The following is an 18,600-nucleotide window of genomic DNA, read 5'->3' on the forward strand; positions in this document are numbered from 1 at the left end:
TAAATACATAGGATACAACAGAGAGTAGCATCTATTGTTAATCACTGTGAATAAGGACCGTTATACGTGTTAAGTGCTGTTGAGAGAAAAATAGAACAATTTATAGCTGACCTGAATGATAAAGAGGTAAATGGACTTTATGCTCAATTGCCTGATGGTAAAAGGCTGCGTGCAAAACTCATTTTGAAAATAGCAGGAAGTAACCTTTCTGTAGTGAAAACCGCTGCTATCGTTGAAATGATACATGCAGCAAGTCTTTTACATGATGATGTGATAGACGATGCCTATACCAGACGTTCAAAACCTTCTCTTAATGCACTTTATGGCAATAAAACTGCCATAATGCTGGGAGACATCCTCTACTCAAAAGGTTTTTTAGAGTTAAATAACATTAGTCCGGATGTGGCTAAGATGATCTCAAATGCCGTTGTCCAACTCAGCCTTGGAGAACTCAAAGATGTCTCACTTTCAAAAACATTTAATTTGGATAAAGATGTCTATATTGAAATGATCTACCAAAAAACGGCTTCTCTTATGGAAGCCAGTGCAGGTGCTGCAGCTTTATTAGCCGGCAAGTCTAAAGAAGCCTATATGACATACGGTAGAAACTTGGGTATTGCATTTCAAATGATAGATGACTTGCTTGATATTACATCCGATAGTGCTACTTTGGGTAAACCTGCATTGCATGACTTTGAAGAGGGAAAAACCACACTGCCATATATGTACCTTTATGAACTGTTGGGGAGTGATGAAAAAGAGAAATTAAGATCACTACATGGAAAAAATCTCTCTACAGAAGAACAACATTGGATCAAAATGAAAATGCAGGAACACCAAGTGATACAAAAAAGCTATCAGGAAGCCAAGGTACTGATAGAAGAAGCGATCACTCTGATGAATGACAAAGGTGAAGATGCACTCTCAAGTATAGCTATGCAGATGATAGAAAGGGATTTTTAATGTATTACCAAGTGATGAGTTTTTCGCATAAGAATTGTGATCAGGGTATGAGGGAAAAGCTGGCATTTGCCAATAATGAAGAAAAAATTGAAATGCTGAATCAGTTGGTTGAATTTGAGTTTATTCATGAAGCATTCATTGTTTCTACCTGTAACCGTGTTGAAATCGTATTGGCAACACGAGACAACTTTTCCAGTTATCACACGATCTTGGGACTCATGAGTCAAAAGAGCGAACTGAATTTTTATGAGATCAAATCGGCAGGGATACGTTATGATGATGAAGAGGCGGTACAGCATATTTTTTCTGTGGTTTCTTCACTGGATTCTTTGGTCATAGGTGAATCTCAAATTACAGGACAGGTGAAAGAGGCATTTATGCTCTCACATCAAAATGGTACGGCTGGGCGTAAACTTAATCGTATCATCTCTTATGCAGTGAAGTGTGCTGCAGAAGTACGCAATGCAACGAATATTTCTCAAAACCCTATTTCGATCGCTTCAGTTGCCGTGGCACAGGCACATAAACTTTTGGGTGATAGTATGGCTGGTACGACAGCTGTGGTAGTAGGTGCAGGCGAAATGGGTATATTGGCAACTAAACATCTACTCAGAGCAGGCTGTGATGTGGTGATGATAGGAAGAGACCAAGAGAAGGTCGCACTGCTGGCAGAGACCCTGGGGGAAAATGTAAAAGCAGCCACCATGGAAAAACTTCCAAAGTATTTGAACCGTTATCGATTGCTTTTTACAGCTACATCAGCCAGAGAACCGATCATTACCCAGGATCTTATAGAGAATGAAGCCTTGCCAAGACTCTGGTTTGATATGGCAATTCCTAGAGATATCGAAGATATGGAGTTAGAGAAATTAAAACTCTTCCGTATCGATGACCTTCGTACCATTTCTCAGGATAATCATGCATTACGCGAAGAACAAGCAGTCAGAGCAGCTGAAATAGTAGAAAAGTATAAAGAAGAGTTTTATGCATGGCTTAGAGCACTCTCTATAGAACCGGTGATCAAAGAGATGAGAGAACAGGTGAATGATGCTATAGACGCTGAAATGCAAAGAGCCCTTAAAAAAGGTTTTGTCCCTGCAGAAGCCGAAGCAAATATGCGTAAAATGGCTGAGCAAATGTTCAAACGTTTTTTACATCAACCGACACAAAACCTGAGACACTCTTCTACCGAGAAGAAAAATGCAAACTGCATAGAATCAATCAAAAAAATGTTCAATATAGATACAGAAAATATTGATCTGAAACAGTACAAGAATGACCATCATACAAAAGGATACAACGCGTGAGATTTTCAAGATTATTAATCCCTACAACCAAAGAGACACCCAATGACGCAACATTGGCAAGTCATATCTATCTTATAAGAGGTGGATTTATCCAGTCAGTGGGCGGAAGCGGTCTCTACAATTTTTTGCCTCTAGGCAAAAAGATACTGGATAAAGTACATGCAGTCGTGAAAGAGGAATTAGATAAAGCAGGTTGTCAAGAGGTGAGCCTTTCTTTTGTTACCCCTGCAGCACTATGGGAAGAGAGTGGCCGTTTAGAGAAGTATGGTAAAGAGTTGTTACGTTTTAAAGATCGTAAGAACAATGACTTTATTTTAGGACCGACCCATGAAGAGATGATGGTGAACCTGGTAAGACAAACAGTGAAAAGTTATAAACAGCTTCCTTTAAATGTCTATCAGATCAACCTCAAGTTCCGTGATGAGATCAGACCGAGATTCGGTTTGATGCGCGGACGAGAGTTTTTAATGAAAGATGCCTATAGTTTCCATACATCTACAGAAGATATGCAAAGAGAGTTTGCATTGATGGAAGAGACGTATAAAAAAATATTCACACGCCTTGGGCTAGAGTTCAGGGTTGTTGAGGCAGACTCCGGTGCGATCGGGGGTTCTGGCAGTAAAGAGTTTATGGTACTGGCTGACTCCGGTGAAGATACGATCGTAGTATGTGATGAGTGTGACTATGGTGCCAACATAGAGGCGGCTGTAGCAAAACCGAAAGCCTATGATGCTTCTGCAGAGATCAAAGTGATCGCGATGAAAGCCTTATATGATGAAGGTGTGAGCAAAGTGGTGCATTTTGCTTTACCTGCATCGGTGGAACTTCAGGATGTGAAAGCATGTAATGCAGTCAATGCCAATGATCTTGTAGAGTATGAAGAGTCAGTAGCGATAGAAACCCTGGTGCTAGACTCTGCATTGGAAGGTATAGATGACCTTACAGCTGAAGAGAAATCCTATGCAGATATTTCAGCAGTGCAAGAGGGTGATGCTTGTGCTTCTTGTGGCGGTTCATTGCGTTATACCAAGGGTATAGAAGCTGGGCACATTTTCCAATTGGGTACACGATACTCTGAACCGTTAGCTGCAAATTTCTTAGATGAAAATGGCAAATCTCAGCCTATGGTCATGGGAACCTATGGTATAGGTGTCAGCCGTCTGCTTGCAGCGATCATCGAACAGAACCATGATGATAAAGGGTGTATCTGGACGAAAGAGTCTGCACCGTTTGATCTGCAGATCATCGTCTCCAATATCAAAGATGACGCACAGGTCGCATTAGGTGAAGCATTGTATGAAACGATGTTGGCCAAAGGTGTGGATGTCTTGCTTGATGAGAGAAAAGACAGATTTGGGGCTAAGATGAAGGACTATGAACTTATCGGTGTTCCGCATGCTGTGGTCATAGGTAAAAAACTGGCAGACGGTGTAGTAGAATTTATGACCAGAGATGGTATGATAAAAGAAGAAGTTCCTGCTGAAGCCATCACAGAACTATTGACAGAAAGATTTTAAATGATATTTTTAATTATACCTTTTGCTCTTATAGAACTTTACCTCTCTTTGAAGACAGGAGAAACCATAGGTTTCTTTTGGTCTGTGGTATGGATCGTACTTAGTTTTGCTCTGGGTATGATGCTTTTGCAAAAGTCATCAGAAACAATGATGGGGAATATGCAGTCTATGAAACAAGGTAAACTTGACCTTAGAAGATTTCAAAATGCAAGTATGTCTTACTTTATCGGTGCGATACTTCTTATTATCCCGGGAGTATTTTCTGACTTCTTGGGGGTTATTGCATTTTTTTACTCACTTTATTTACAATTTATTGCTAAAATAACACCTGAACGAACAACTCATTTTACAAAACAAGGAGATGACAATGTCATTGATGTCGAAATTATTGATGAGCACAGTCCTAGCGACCGCGACTCTTAGTGCAAATGCACAGCCAGATAACAAACAATTAGTTAAATATGTTAAAAGATCTGTGGTGAAAAACCCACAGGTGAAAGTAAAAGGTGTAACTGTTCTTGAATCTAAAACAGATGAAAGATTACCAGGCTGGACGATCTTGTTAACCACTATGGATCTAGAGTATCAGAAAAAAGAGATACATGCACCAGAAATGATGTTTGTGAAAGATGGACTTATCACAGGACATTTAGTGAATCTCAAAACGGGAAATGATTACAGAGATGAGATCAAACCTAGTGTCTCTCAGAGTTATTATGATGATGCACATTTATTTTTTGGTAACAAGGATGCAGAGCATAAGGTACTTATATTCTCTGATCCGCAGTGTCCATTCTGTCAAGAAATAGTACCAGAGATCTTTAAAGCATCCAAAGAGAATCCTACAAAGATTGCAGTCTATTATTATCACCTGCCGTTACTTCGTATACATCCTGTATCAGATGTACTGACACGTGTGATGCATGTGGCACAACATGAAGGGAAAATGGATGTGGTTGAAAAGATCTACTCACTTAAGATCGATCCAAGAGAAACCGATATGAAGAAGATACTTGCTGCAGTAAAAAGTCATACGGGTTATAGCGTGACTGCTGCACAGATAGAGGCAAAAGAGGTGAAAGCAGCAATGCATGCAGATGAATTGGCCGCGAGTAAAATGATGGTATCAGGTACACCTACGATCTATGTAGATGGTCAGTGGGATAAAATGCGTGATGGGTATAAAAAGCTCATAAAATAATAGAGTTAGCGTATGTATAAGGCTTTGCCTTATGCAGATATAGACAAGGGTAACAGTGGAAAAATTAATTATCGCGACAAGAGCAAGTAACCTTGCGCTTTGGCAGGCATATCACATTAAAGAAAGAATCGAAACATCGTTTCCGGAGATCACGGTAGAACTGAATGAAATTACTTCTAAAGGTGACAAGATACTGGACAAACCGCTTGCACTTATAGGGGGGAAAGGTCACTTCACCAAAGAACTTGAAGATGAAATGCTTGAAGGGAATGCAGATCTTGCAGTACATTCACTCAAGGATGTACCTACGTACATTCCTGAGGGACTGGAACTCTGTGCTATTACCACACGTCAAGATCAGAGTGATGTTCTGCTCTCCCATACCTATAAAAGTCTGGATGAACTTCCTCAAGGTGCAGTGGTTGGAACAACAAGTCTAAGAAGACGTATGCAACTGCTTGAGAAACGTCCAGACCTGAAAGTAAAAGAGCTTAGAGGAAATGTGAATACAAGACTCAGAAAGCTCAAAGAAGGTCAGTATGATGCGATCATACTTGCTTATATAGGGCTGCATAGACTTGACCTGCTGAAGGATATACCTTTTGTTGAAAAGCTGGATTTTTTTATACCACCAATGGGACAGGCTGCCCTGGGTATCGAAATTGTGAGTAATAATGACAGGGTTCGTGAAATTGCGATGACTTTAAATGATGAGAATGCTTATCTCTGCACAAAGCTGGAACGTGACTTTGTCTCAAAGATAGGCGCTGGTTGTTCTGCTCCTGTGGCTGTGAATGCGATCATCACAGGAGATGATATCACGGTTAAAGCGATGCTCGGTTATCCAGACGGCACAAATATTATGCATAAAGAATTGACATCAAAGGTAAGTGCATGTGATACATTAGGCCAACAGTTAGCTGAAGCAATGATCGCTGAGGGTGCCCTGGATATACTCGAAAAAGCAGAATCCATAGCATTTAAAGATGAAATGCCAGAGAGACTATAGGCATTATAGTCCATACATACAACTTCAAAAAAGATAGCCTTTTTGGCTCTCTTTCTTCCTTAAGTGTTCACACTTTATAAATCATTTTAATCATATCATTATAGTTAACTTGTGTAGATTTGGCTAATTCTATTTTTTATAAGTGTATTAATTAAATTTACTTATGTATTTAATTCATATAAAAATATTTTTAAACTATACTCCATGAACTTAATTCAGTTTTTTCCCTATCATGACAGTAAAATATTATTTTATGTATATGCAAAGAAAAAACTGTTTTATGTATCTAGGGAAAAGAATGAAAAAAGGGAAAAGAATGGGATATATAAAGGTAATTGTTGCAACTATTGCAACAATAATGGTGTTAAGCGGCTGTAATAGTAAAACAAGACCAGTGGACTCTTGCGGAAATGAGATAGATTTTTATGCTACATATGGTATCAAGCTCAATATAGGTAGCTTAATAATTTATGATTTGGTACTTGATTCTGATGGAGACCATATAACCAATTGTGAAGATATGGATGATGACAATGACGGTATTAGTGATGAAGAGGAAGTAGTTTCTGGAACTAATCCTGCTGACCCAAATGACCCTATAGTGGGAGGAGATAATGACACAGATAGTGATGGTACACCAAATGGTGCAGATACAGACGATGACAATGACGGTATCAATGATTCAGATGAAAATTTAACAGGAACCGATCCTTTAGTGGTAACACCTTCAGATACGGATAGTGATGGTGACGGTATTACCGATGCAGATGAGTCGGATGAGAATTTGACAACAGTTACGGATACAAATCCAGCAGATGGTAATCCGGATATCACTTTTTCAGATACCGATAGTGATGGTATAGATAATAAGACAGATGAAGATGATGATAATGATGGTGTCAATGATTCTGATGAAGTTACTAACGGAACAGATCCACTTAATCCAGATACTGACGGAGATGGAAAAGATGATGCAGCAGAAGGGACGACAGACACTGATAATGACGGTGTGATCGATGCACTTGAATCTGATAGTGCAGATCAGGATAATGATACGATATCAGATGAACTTGATCCGGATAATGACAGTGATGGTGATGGTATTTCTAATGAGAATGAAACTGCTGTAGGCACAGATCCACTTGATCCAGAGAGTACACCCGTAGATACAGATGGAGATAGTACACCTGATGCATTGGATTCTGATGACGATAATGATGGTGTTAATGATACTGATGAAGTAATCAATGGAACCAACCCGCTTGACCCAGATACAGATGACGACGGAAAAAATGATGGAACAGAGGGGACAACCAATACAGATGGCGATGGCATGATAGATGCCGTAGAGTCTTCGATTATTGATAGCGATAGTGACGGCGTAGTTGATGAATTGGATGCTGAGAACAGTAACCCTAATAATGACAGTGATGGTGATAATTATTCTAATAGTGTTGAAACAAATGCAGGAAGTGATCCATTAAATCCAGATATTACTCCTGATGATCTTGATGGTGATGGTATACCGAATGGATCTGATGATGATATAGATGGAGATGGTCTTTTAAACAGTGATGAAACTGATACATATCTTACTGATCCATATGATGCAGATACTGACGGTGATGGCATGTATGATGGTGACGAACTTATTATCGGTACAGACCCGCTTGATGCAGACAGTGATGATGATGGTAAGAGTGACGGAGCTGAAGGTACGACAGATACAGATGGTGATGGCATCATCGATGCATTGGAATCAGATGATCTGGACAACGACAGTGATGGTGTTGTAGATGAGCTGGATGCTGTAAACAACGGAGATAATGACAGTGATGGTGACGGGATTACAAACCAAGAGGAGACTATAGCAGGTATAGACCCGCTTGATGTAGACAGTGATGATGACGGTGTACATGACGGTGCAGAAGTCACCAATGGTACAGACCCGCTTGATGCAGACAGTGATGATGATGGTAAGAGTGATGGAGATGAAGGCACGATAGATACAGATGGTGATGGTATCATCGATGCACTTGACTCTGCTATTGCAGACAGTGACAGTGATGGTGTTGTAGATGAGCTGGATGCTGTAAACAACGGAGATAATGACAGTGATGGTGACGGGATTACAAACCAAGAGGAGACTATAGTAGGTATAGACCCGCTTGATGTAGACAGTGATGATGACGGTGTACATGACGGTGCAGAAGTCACCAATGGTACAGATCCACTTGATGCAGACAGTGATGATGATGGTAAGAGTGATGGAGATGAAGGCACGATAGATACAGATGGTGACGGTATCATCGATGCACTTGACTCTGCCATTGCAGACAGTGATAGTGATGGTGTTGTAGATGAGCTGGATGCTGTAAACAACGGAGATAATGACAGTGATGGCGATAATTATTCAAATGGTGATGAAACAGCGGCGGGGAGTGATCCTCTTGACGTAGACAGTATTCCTTCCGATATGGATGGTGATGGTATATCAGATGAAACAGATACTGATAGAGACGGAGATGGCGTTTTAAATAGTGATGAAAATATCAATGGAACCAACCCTAATGATCCGGATACTGATGACGACGGAAAAAATGACGGAGAGGAAGGTGTGACTGATACAGACGAAGACACTATCATCGATGCATTAGAATCAGATGATCTAGATAGTGACAATGATGGCGTAGTGGATGAGCTGGATGCCGTTGATGGGGATAATGATACGGACAGTGACGGTATCTCTAATGTAAATGAAACCATCAATGGTACAGACCCTCTGAAAGCTGACAGTGATGATGACGGTAAGGTTGATGGAGTGGAGGGGACAACAGATACAGATAGCGATGGTCTTATAGATGCGGTTGAATCATCTATTGATGACAGTGACAATGATGGTGTTGTAGATGAGCTCGATGCTCAAAACAGTAACCCAGACAATGATAGTGACGGTGATGGTCTTTCAAATTCACAGGAGGCTATAGCAGGTACAGATCCGCTTGATACAGACAGTGATGATGATGGTGTGAATGATGGAGCTGAAGTCATTAATGGTACAGATCCTCTAAAAGCTGACAGTGATGATGATGGTAAAGATGATGGTGTAGAGGGAACGACAGATACAGACAGTGATGGTATCATCGATGCATTGGAATCAGATGATCTTGATAGTGACAGTGACGGTGTCGTGAATGAATTGGATGCCCAAAACAGTAACCCTGACAATGACAGTGACGGTGACGGTCTTTCAAATATTGATGAAATAACAGCAAATCCATATGTTACAGATCCTCTGAATCCAGATACAGATGGTGATGAACAAACAGATGGTGCTGAAGTCAATAATGGTACTGATCCTACAGATGAGAATTCTTATACAACTTGTTCTATATTCAATCCTATGTGTTGGATGAGTTTTTTCTTTTAGAATTGAAAGATAGTAAATAGATTGTTTCATATGTAGTATATGCTTTGATTCCTCTTTTGAGAGGATGAGAAGCTATAAAGTCCTATAAGTAAGACTAGAGTACAAAGAATAAATTTTTAAAAAAGCAGATATACTCAGGAAGGACTTTATATATTTTCTTTTAGTTGATAGTATGGAGTTGATGCATAGAAGTTAAAAACGAAAAGCTAGAAAAAGATTCCCATAAATCCTCCGGCAACACCTGAAGCGGCATCTTTTGATGCTTCACCCATAGGCATTTTTTCCATCATCTTCCGGTTTCCTTTTCCTATCATTGAATCCATCTGTTTATCCATTTTGTGCCTGATAAGTTTTTTCATATTGAGGTCTACTTCCGGATCATCCAATGCACCATACACTTTTCCTGAAAATACCTGCTCCTGCATTCTAAGATCAAAGTATGCATTAATGGTATTTGTATGAGTATTCATAATGGTGTTGGTTAAAAAGAAGTGACCTCTGTCATTTGAAAGCTTTAAATCTCCCTGTAAAATATCGTTTTGGTAACTTGCTTCTAAAGTACTATCATCAAACTCTTCCAGAAGCATATTAACATCTGCTTTTTTATAGATGTTACTGACCACGTCTGAATGTAGGAATTTTGCATTTTTGAGTTTTGTATTGACTACCATACGCTTGTTTATAAAGTCATAATTGATCTTCCCCGTGGTATCTCCATCTATCATAACTTGGAATGGAAATAAACCCATAAACTGTTTAAAAGAGACAGAATCCAGGTCAATGTCCAACTGATCCTTTTCATAAACAAAATCAAGCATCCCTCCAAATGTTTTAGAAAGTCCCTGCACTTTAAAATGCTTATGATAGGTTGCTTCTCCCATAGCGTAGAACGGACCATGATATTTGTAGCCTAAAAGTTTTTCAAAGGGTGTCAGGTCTTTCACATCTATCACATAAAATGCACTAGTCGTATTTGTATCTGTATCGCGATATCCTTTTGTGATGTTGATCTTAGCATTTGCCATCGTGACATCAGCCGTAAAAGTTTGCTTGCTATTGTCAAGATCTATTTGGGTATACAAAGAGAAAGGAAGTGTATCGAGCGTACTTTTCTCAAGTGAGTAGGTCAGTGTACCTTTTTTATTTTCTTTACTCAGGTATTCAAAATCTGCATGCAGATCGGCTCTACCCTTAGGGAAGGTTTTTTGACCAAGCAGTGTAGAAAGTTTGACTGAGTGAATACCATCCATACTAAGGGTAAAGTTTTCCAAGTTATCATTGATCTTGACACCATCATAACGGATATGCCCATCAAGGGCTTCTCCTTCTCCGCTGATATGTAAACGGGAAAAAGGACCATTGATATGCCCGGTGAGATTGACATCATCTTCTATCGTATAGGTAGGACCAGGAAAACGCGCAGCACTGAGGGTATAATCCATATTGGCCCACGTATCATTGATCAAACCATTCAGTGCAAGTTTGTAATGTGTGTTAAATGTTCCGTTAAACCTAATATACGTATCTTGTAGGGCATTTTGCATAGGTGTGGCTTCATCAAGACTTGCAACATATGTTTTCCCCGAAAGTTTGTATTTTTGGGTTTGCAGGTCAATAGTCGATTCCATAGATCTTTTTGTAAGATTCACTTTTGCATCATTGAACAACAAATGATTCTCTTTGTTTGCAAAGCGTATATCACCCGTTAAGATATCGTCTTTGTACGTGAGGTTTACACTACTGTCATCAAAAACTTCCTTACGCATATCGATACCAGACTTTTCAGAGAGTGTATCAAGAAGCCCTGAAGGTAGAAATTTTGCATTTTTGAGTTTTGTATGGATCATGATACGTTTGGAAAGAAAGTCATAACCCATTTGTCCTGTTGTGTTTGCATCAAGTAGAGGTGTATAAGAGAGTTTTGTGATGAAGTTTCTGAAAGGCACACCCGTTAAATCAGCGTTTAGTGTATCTTTTTCATAGATAAAGTCGATCAACCCGTCAAAGCTTTTAGAAAAACCCTTTATGATGATATGTTCGTCATACTCAATTTCACCAGAAGCATAGAACGGACCTGCATATCTATAGCCTAGCAACTTTTCTAAATGGCTTAATTCTTGAATATCAAGCGTATAAAAAGCATGGGCAGTGTTCTTCCCTTGATCATAACGTCCCTTCGTAAGATGCAGTGTTAATTCTGGTGCAACGACATCTATGATAAATGTTTGATCATTATCCTCTATATCTATGTTTGCATGCAGATCTACCAGCAGACCAGAGAAGTCACTCTTCTTTACCTCATAGGATATTTCACCTCTTTTATGCGCTTGGTTTAGGATGTCAAAATGCATACGGGCATTGGCTTTGCCTTCTAAAAGAGCCGTTTGACCTAGAAGTGTAAAAAGCTTACTTGAATTGATGTCATTTAAAACAAGGTTAATATCTTTAAATGTATCTTCTTGCTTTAGCCACTCATAACTGATATTGCCATCTAGTGTTTTACCTTCACCTGTGATCTTCACTTTATCTAATGGACCGGTTAGATGACCTATGATGTTGATCTCATCATCTATGGTACAGACACTGCTCTGAAGGCAGTTGCTTGTGAGTATGTAGTCCATATCGAGTGTATCGTTTTCCAGGAAGCCTTTAAGCTTGAGGTTATATTTGTCTTCAACGAGCATATCTGCTTCGAGATAAGGATACTGCTGTATGTTTATAGATTCAACATCAACGTCCAACCCGGATTTCTTAGTAAGTATATAACTGACGGAGCTATAGATCTGTTGATTTCCCAAAGGGGTGTAGAGAAAGTAAAAAAGTATAAGTGATAGTAAAACGATAATAAAAATGCTATATTTTATAAGTGTTGACATAAACAATATGACCTTAGCTACTTTTTATTATCATACCATAATCATCTAGTGTAAATTACTTTATAGATATAATATTTTAGAAAAAAAGAGGATAAAAAATGCAAGACGTAGTACAATGGCTTAAAGATAATGGTAATTTAAAGATCATAGATGAACCGCTTGATGTGGAACTTGAGATCCCTCATGTAGCCTATGTAGAAGTCAAGACAGAGGACTCTCGTCCTATCCTTTTTACAAATCCTGTGAACAAGGCCAAAGGTATAGAGTATGATATGCCTGTACTGATGAATATCTTTGCCAACAAAGATCTGACTGAAAAGATCTTCGGCAAACATCCTGATGATGTTGCAGAGGGGATCGATACACTTCTTAAGCTCAAACCACCTAAAGGATTAAAAGCAAAGCTGGCAATGCTGCCTAAACTTTTTTCACTTAAAAATGTTTTTCCCAAACGTTTAAATTTTAAAGGAGAGTGCCAAGAGGTCATCATCCCTAAAGATGAGGTAGACTTAGATATCTTACCTATACTTAAGACATGGGAAGAGGATGGTGGTCCTTTTATCACGATGGGACAGGTCTATACACAAAGTCTTGACGGTGAGATGCAAAATCTCGGGATGTACCGACTGCAACAGTATGACAAAAACAGACTGGGGATGCACTGGCAGATACACAAAGATGCTTCCCATTTCTTTGACCAGTATCAAAAAGCAGGGAAAAAGATGCCTGTGACCGTGGCTATTGGTGGTGACCCTCTTTATATTTGGTGTGGACAGGCACCTATGCCTCATGGTATGTTCGAAATGTTACTCTATGGTTTTGTACGCAATAAAAATGCACAGCTGGTGAAGTCGATCACCAATGACATTTATATCCCTCGTGATGTCGATGTCGTCATAGAAGGTTTTGTGGACCCTGAACTGATGGAGATAGAAGGACCTTTTGGTGACCATACAGGCTACTATACGCTGAAAGAACCTTTCCCTGTAATGGATGTAGAGACGATCACGATGAAAAAACATCCGGTATTTCAGGCAACAGTGGTAGGAAAACCGCCGTTGGAAGACAAATATATGGGCTGGGCAACAGAACGTATCTTCCTGCCGATGCTTAAACCCATGGCTCCAGACCTCATAGACTACAATATGCCTGAAAATGGAGTGTTTCATAACCTCATACTGGCAAAGATGAAAACACTCTATAAAGGGCATGCACAGCAGTTCATGCATGCATTTTGGGGTGTGGGTCAGATGAGTTTTGTGAAACATGCCATTTTTGTAGGAGAAGATGCACCCGAACTTGAAGAGAGTCAAGCATTGGCCGTACATATACTCAATCGACTCGATCAGAGTAAGATCCTCATTACACAGGGTATCGTGGATCACCTTGATCACTCTTCATCTGAACAATTTGTCGGTGGAAAACTGGGTGTGGATGCGACAGGAGATGAGGTAGAGGAGGGTGTAGAAGTACTACTTTCAGATGAAGCATTACTGGTGAAGATGCAAGAGATAAGCAGTACGGTTGTAGGACTTAAACAATACATGACAGAGACTAAAACACCTATCTGTGTGATGAGCGTAGAGAAGAAAAAGTCTCAACTCAAGCTCATTAAAAAATTTCAAGATTTAAAACAGCATATCAAGTTGCTTGTGATTGTTGACCATGAAAATAATGACTTGGATGATGCCTATATGCTTATATGGCGTGTAGTGAACAATATTGATGCAGGAAGAGATGTCATGCTTAAACCGTTCATAGCAATCGATGCAACCAATAAAAGCGAAGTAGACGGCTATGAAAGAGAATGGCCCGGAGATACTTTCTGTACGAAAGAGGTACTTGACAGGCTTCAGGAAAAAGGACTTATTGATATAGATGAGGCTTTTATTAAAAAATTTGGATTGCTTCCTTTTTTATAGAGTTCAATTAATTTCCTTTTAAATATATTATGATAATATTTCCTTGTTAATAAAAATTATCTTTAAGGAAACAACATGTTAGTAACTAAAAAAGCTCCAGATTTTACAGCAACAGCTGTACTCGCAGACGGTCAAATCGTAGAGGATTTCAATTTGATGAACAACCTTGGTGAAAAAGGTGCAGTTCTTTTCTTCTATCCACTTGACTTTACATTTGTATGTCCATCAGAAATTATTGCATTCTCTCACAGAGCAAAAGAATTTACTGATAGAGGCATCAATGTTATAGGTGTGTCTGTAGATAGCCAATTCTCTCACTTTGCATGGAGAGAAACTCCGGTAGAAAATGGTGGTATTGGTAGAATTAATTTCCCATTGGTTGCTGACCTTTCTAAACAAATCTCAAGAGACTATGATGTTCTTCTTGACGAAGCAGTAGCACTTAGAGGTTCATTCCTTATTGATGCTGACGGTACGGTAAGACACGCAGTGATCAACGATCTTCCACTTGGTAGAAACATCGATGAGATGATCAGAATGGTAGATACTATGTTGTTTACTAACGAGCATGGTGAAGTATGTCCTGCTGGTTGGGTAAAAGGTGACGAAGGTATGAAAGCAGATACTGAAGGTGTTGCTGAATATCTTGCAAAACACGAAAAAGATCTATAGTCGTGTATATATTCCCATCCTTAGTGATGGGAATGCATACATCAGTGTATAGCGGTACATTGATATATGCATTGAAAGGAATATTATGACAGATTATGCAACTCTACTGAAAAACAGTGGATTAAAAGCTACATTTCAACGTATGAATATATTGGAAAAGATAGAAGCGTATGGACATATGTCTATAGACACTATCTATGCAGAGGTCATTAAAGCACATCCATCTCTTTCGCTTGCAACAGTGTATAAAAATATTATTTTAATGGTAGAGAAGGGTGTACTTGTAGAAGTGCCTATCACAGGTAAAAAGTCCAAATATGAGCTTTTAAAAGAGGATCATATCCATTTGGTCTGTACGGAGTGTGGAGAGGTGGAAGATAAGCCACAGCATACTGTTGCGGATGAACTGTTCACTTCCATCACCAAGCAAGAGAACTTTACGATCAGTAAACAACAGATCAATCTTTATGGTGTATGTAGTCACTGTAGAGAAGCAGTAGCTTAAGGGTTAGAGGTTTGATAAACTCAAACCCCTAACAGTTTATTTAAACAGTGCTGATCCGATCCTAACCAAATTAGACCCACACTTTATAGCCAATTCATAATCACCGCTCATACCCATAGAACAGATACTCGCACCCTCTTTTCCCAGTTTCTCATAAACACTGTATGTGGTTTCAAAACTTTGTTGTATCAGTTTCGTATCTTCGCTGTGTGCACCTATGGTCATCACACCTTTGAGATTGATCTGAGGACAGGTTTCTTTGATCGTTTGGTAAATGTCCACAGCATCTTCAGGGTTCACACCTGACTTTGTGGCTTCATTGGCTGCATTGATCTGAAGCAGGCAATGCATCTTTGTCTCTTTTGCCAAGAGTTTTTTGTTAAGTTCTGTTGCCAATTCTATACTGTCAAGAGATTGCATAAGTGTAGGACGCAAGTCTATGAGATTATTGATCTTGTTTTTTTGGAGTGAACCGATCATATGCCACTCAAGTGGAAGGTCCTCGAGAGCATGCATACGTTCTTTAAGCTGTTGCACCTGATTCTCACCAAAGGCTCTTTGTCCCAGCTCATAGAGGGTAGCAATATTCTCCAGTTCCGTATATTTTGCTACAGTGACAAGTTTTACAATGTGGTGCTCACTCACTGTTATACGTGCCTGTTCTATGTTCCAGATCACTTCATCCAGATTTGCTCTTAAGTGTTCTTTGTCCAATATCATACTTATTATCCTTTTCTAATGAATTGCCTGCTCGGCGACGCTGCCATTTCGACCATTTCAGGCTGAAGAGCCCATTGAAGGTTTTCATCCCCAAAGTCTATTGATATCATTATACAATCCTAACATCATCAGAGAGATGAGTATAGCCCAACCTACCAATGTGATGTAGGTCATAACCTGCTCACTCGCAGTTTTACCCGTAATCATCTCATAGAGGTTAAACATAATATGTCCACCATCCAGAGCAGGTATAGGAAGAAGGTTCAGTACTCCCAAGTTCACTGAAATGAGCGCTGTAAAAAAGAAAAGAGCCAGTATACCAGCAGAACTTGCTTCAGCAGTGACATCTACAATGGTGATAATACCTCCCAGTTTGTCTGTACCTACTACACCAGTAATGAGTTTTTGTACACTCTCTACGATGAGCAAAGAAGCTTTTTTTGTCTCATCCCATGCATAACCTAATCCATCTATCAACCCAAAGTAGACCGTCGTTTGTTTTCCCAATGGACTGATCCCAATAATACGTCTGCTGATCTTTTCTCCAAAGATATTTTGGTCCTCTATGACCTTTGGTGTAAGTTGCAGCGTGATCAGTCGTTTTTCATGCTCTACGATAAGTGTGACATCACCTTTATCACCGTTAATGTTTTCACCGATATCTTCCCAGAAACGGATATTGTTGCCATTGACTTGAATGATCTTGTCTTCTTTGGTTAAACCTGCACTAAATGCAGGTGTATCTTTTCCTACTTCCCCGACATAAGGTAAGAGCTTCGGAACACCAATGTTCGCAATAGCAAAATAAAGGAGAAAAGCCAGTAAAAAGTTGGCAAAAGGTCCAGCCAATAAAATGATGATACGCTGCCATGGTTTTTTCACATTATATGAATCTTCATCATAAGAGACCGCCGTAGGGTCAGTGTCATCCTGCCCTTTCATTTTGACATACCCGCCAAGAGGTATAGCAGAGAGACTCCATTGCGTTTTTCCTATCATTTTGGAGTACAGTTTTTTTCCAAAACCTATGCTAAAGACATCTACCTGTACGCCAAAAAAACGTGCTGCGGTAAAATGCCCAAGTTCATGAAAAAAGATCAGTACCGACAAGACTAAAAGTGCGACTATAATGCCCATAAAATTCCTCTGTGCTAATATATTGAATTATATCCAAGTGTTGTAAAAAATCGTTATAGATTAAAAAGATAATGAAAAATTTTGCTAAAATAGAATCGAAGGATGGCAAAAATGAATAATAACGCGAATGTGTCGGAGGAGATAATCAGAAATGCTGAAGATAAAAGCTCTGAAACAATAGATGAAATGATTGAAGAGATTGAAAATGAAGCTTCAGAGGATCTAGAAAAAATAGATGATGCAACTTTAAAAATGAGAGAAGAAACTATAGAACCATTTGAAGATGAAACTTTAGAAATGACTGAAGGACCTGTTCCAGATCCTATATTACCGGGGAAAGCTAAAAAAAATGTCAAGACCATGCATCTTGTTGAGAAAACAAAAAAGATGCTTAAAGAAGTAAATGATCGGGAAGAGGCTTGCAAGCACTTACTTGAAAAAGATATAAAAGAGTATGAGGATGCCAGATCATCACTTAAAGAAAATGGACTTGACGCATGTACATCGTTAGTGAAAAAATTAGGGTATCAGACAAGAAATGATGAGCTCGAAGAGAAGGACACAGTTGTATGTACTCCTAAGAAAGAGTTAAAACCTTTAGTGCTAAAAGATATTTCAAGAGGTAGATTCTCAGGATTGGTCTTTGCTTTACTAGGAGGGATTGCAACAGCTATAGGATTGGTGTACCTGGCAACAGAAAAATTAAATATGACGCTCAATGTGACAAGAGTACCTTCAGAAGATGAGACACAAAGTATATTGGCATGGTTCAGTACTTTACTGGGACTACATGAAGATGTGACTATCGGTGCAGGTGTATTAGGTTTTTTAGTCATTTTGGTCATGATCCTTATCTATGTTGCTCGTGTAAGTTTGAAAACAAGCAGCAATCTTCACATTGCAGTCAAACAATTTGTAGAAACTGAGTTTTACATAGCGCAAAAAGCCAACTGTCATGCAGAAACAGACAAAATAGATATGCATATCAAAGATACGATAGGCATAATGAGAACTTATGAGGTACTCTTTACCGAACAAAAAGGAAAACTAGAACGGATCTTATATGTAGAAGGGGAGAGAGAAAAGAGTACAGATTATCATGACAAATCATATACAGAGATACGTGAAACAAAAGAACTGATACGTGCGATAAGGGAGTATATGAATATTCCTATGGTAGAAGAAGGAAAACTATCTTCAAAAAGTGTACTTCTTTTACAGCATGCAAAAGATCAGGCCGATAAAATGATTAAACGGTTTTATTATAAGTAATTGATAGTTATTTAAGAGAGTAGCCCGAACACTCTCCGAAGAGAGTGGTGTATTCAAACGGGTTTTGGA

Annotated in this window: 14 protein-coding genes; 11 read left to right on the forward strand and 3 right to left on the reverse strand. The window is 39.1% G+C overall.

The window, feature by feature from the left end:
- Positions 1-66 precede the first annotated feature (66 nt).
- The 7 genes from LDM93_RS00440 (at position 67) to LDM93_RS00470 (ending at position 9,427) form a co-directional block, all read left to right on the forward strand.
- Entirely contained in the window at positions 67-963 is an 897-nt protein-coding gene (locus LDM93_RS00440) for a polyprenyl synthetase family protein (RefSeq protein ID WP_223889908.1), read from the forward strand.
- A complete protein-coding gene (gene hemA, locus LDM93_RS00445) occupies positions 963-2,270 on the forward strand; it encodes a glutamyl-tRNA reductase (RefSeq protein ID WP_223889909.1) in 1,308 nt (435 codons plus the stop codon). Before LDM93_RS00440 ends, hemA begins: the two co-directional genes overlap by 1 nt.
- Complete coding sequence (gene proS / locus LDM93_RS00450; RefSeq protein WP_223889911.1) at positions 2,267-3,787, forward strand: proline--tRNA ligase; 1,521 nt, start codon at positions 2,267-2,269, stop codon at positions 3,785-3,787. The genes hemA and proS overlap by 4 nt, the downstream gene beginning before the upstream one ends.
- The gene (locus LDM93_RS00455) at positions 3,788-4,210 is read left to right on the forward strand and encodes an FxsA family protein (RefSeq protein ID WP_223889912.1); all 423 of its coding nucleotides are present in this window, start codon (positions 3,788-3,790) and stop codon (positions 4,208-4,210) included. It abuts the gene before it with no gap.
- Positions 4,155-4,988: a thioredoxin domain-containing protein gene (locus LDM93_RS00460; RefSeq protein WP_223889913.1), complete on the forward strand. Its 834-nt coding sequence runs from the start codon at positions 4,155-4,157 to the stop codon at positions 4,986-4,988. The genes LDM93_RS00455 and LDM93_RS00460 overlap by 56 nt, the downstream gene beginning before the upstream one ends.
- A 55-nt stretch (positions 4,989-5,043) precedes the next feature.
- Complete coding sequence (hemC, locus tag LDM93_RS00465; RefSeq protein WP_223889914.1) at positions 5,044-5,997, forward strand: hydroxymethylbilane synthase; 954 nt, start codon at positions 5,044-5,046, stop codon at positions 5,995-5,997.
- 298 nt (positions 5,998-6,295) lie between these two features.
- Positions 6,296-9,427 carry a hypothetical protein gene (locus LDM93_RS00470; protein WP_223889915.1) on the forward strand — a complete coding sequence of 1,044 codons (3,132 nt, stop codon included), beginning with the start codon at positions 6,296-6,298 and terminating at the stop codon, positions 9,425-9,427.
- A gap of 206 nt (positions 9,428-9,633) precedes the next feature.
- Here the strand turns inward: LDM93_RS00470 and LDM93_RS00475 are convergent, their stop codons facing one another.
- Positions 9,634-12,303, reverse strand: a complete 2,670-nt coding sequence (locus tag LDM93_RS00475; RefSeq protein ID WP_223889916.1) for a hypothetical protein — start codon at positions 12,301-12,303, stop codon at positions 9,634-9,636.
- Positions 12,304-12,401: 98 nt separating this feature from the next.
- On the opposite strand from LDM93_RS00475, the gene LDM93_RS00480 reads away from it, so the two are divergent.
- The 3 genes from LDM93_RS00480 to LDM93_RS00490 all read left to right on the forward strand — a co-directional run bounded on the left by LDM93_RS00480 (position 12,402) and on the right by LDM93_RS00490 (position 15,402).
- On the forward strand, positions 12,402-14,225 hold the full coding sequence (locus tag LDM93_RS00480) for a menaquinone biosynthesis decarboxylase (RefSeq protein WP_223889917.1): 1,824 nt from the start codon (positions 12,402-12,404) through the stop codon (positions 14,223-14,225).
- A 75-nt stretch (positions 14,226-14,300) separates the two neighbouring features.
- Complete coding sequence (locus LDM93_RS00485) at positions 14,301-14,897, forward strand: peroxiredoxin (protein WP_223889919.1); 597 nt, start codon at positions 14,301-14,303, stop codon at positions 14,895-14,897.
- Between the two features lie 85 nt (positions 14,898-14,982).
- The gene (locus LDM93_RS00490) at positions 14,983-15,402 is read left to right on the forward strand and encodes a Fur family transcriptional regulator (protein WP_223889920.1); all 420 of its coding nucleotides are present in this window, start codon (positions 14,983-14,985) and stop codon (positions 15,400-15,402) included.
- Between the two features lie 36 nt (positions 15,403-15,438).
- Here LDM93_RS00490 and LDM93_RS00495 read toward each other — a convergent pair whose 3' ends face one another.
- Positions 15,439-16,122, reverse strand: coding sequence for a YggS family pyridoxal phosphate-dependent enzyme (locus LDM93_RS00495; protein WP_223889921.1), 684 nt, complete (start codon positions 16,120-16,122; stop codon positions 15,439-15,441).
- 84 nt (positions 16,123-16,206) lie between these two features.
- Positions 16,207-17,259 carry an RIP metalloprotease RseP gene (gene rseP / locus LDM93_RS00500; RefSeq protein WP_223889922.1) on the reverse strand — a complete coding sequence of 351 codons (1,053 nt, stop codon included), beginning with the start codon at positions 17,257-17,259 and terminating at the stop codon, positions 16,207-16,209.
- Between the two features lie 111 nt (positions 17,260-17,370).
- Here rseP and LDM93_RS00505 point away from each other — a divergent pair, with 111 nt between their 5' ends.
- The gene (locus LDM93_RS00505; protein WP_223889923.1) at positions 17,371-18,531 is read left to right on the forward strand and encodes a hypothetical protein; all 1,161 of its coding nucleotides are present in this window, start codon (positions 17,371-17,373) and stop codon (positions 18,529-18,531) included.
- Positions 18,532-18,600: the final 69 nt, after the last annotated feature.

This window comes from Sulfurovum sp. TSL6 (genome assembly GCF_019972115.1).
Classification (GTDB): Bacteria; Campylobacterota; Campylobacteria; order Campylobacterales; family Sulfurovaceae; genus Sulfurovum.

Coding starts and splice junctions, on each gene's coding strand:
- LDM93_RS00455 (WP_223889912.1), top strand. CDS start 3,788: ATGATATTTTTAATTATACCTTTTGCTCTTATAGAACTTTACCTCTCT.
- LDM93_RS00490 (WP_223889920.1), top strand. CDS start 14,983: ATGACAGATTATGCAACTCTACTGAAAAACAGTGGATTAAAAGCTACA.
- hemA (WP_223889909.1), top strand. CDS start 963: ATGTATTACCAAGTGATGAGTTTTTCGCATAAGAATTGTGATCAGGGT.
- LDM93_RS00460 (WP_223889913.1), top strand. CDS start 4,155: ATGTCATTGATGTCGAAATTATTGATGAGCACAGTCCTAGCGACCGCG.
- LDM93_RS00495 (WP_223889921.1), bottom strand. CDS start 16,122: ATGATATTGGACAAAGAACACTTAAGAGCAAATCTGGATGAAGTGATC.
- LDM93_RS00485 (WP_223889919.1), top strand. CDS start 14,301: ATGTTAGTAACTAAAAAAGCTCCAGATTTTACAGCAACAGCTGTACTC.
- LDM93_RS00505 (WP_223889923.1), top strand. CDS start 17,371: ATGAATAATAACGCGAATGTGTCGGAGGAGATAATCAGAAATGCTGAA.
- LDM93_RS00480 (WP_223889917.1), top strand. CDS start 12,402: ATGCAAGACGTAGTACAATGGCTTAAAGATAATGGTAATTTAAAGATC.
- LDM93_RS00475 (WP_223889916.1), bottom strand. CDS start 12,303: ATGTCAACACTTATAAAATATAGCATTTTTATTATCGTTTTACTATCA.
- LDM93_RS00470 (WP_223889915.1), top strand. CDS start 6,296: ATGAAAAAAGGGAAAAGAATGGGATATATAAAGGTAATTGTTGCAACT.
- rseP (WP_223889922.1), bottom strand. CDS start 17,259: ATGGGCATTATAGTCGCACTTTTAGTCTTGTCGGTACTGATCTTTTTT.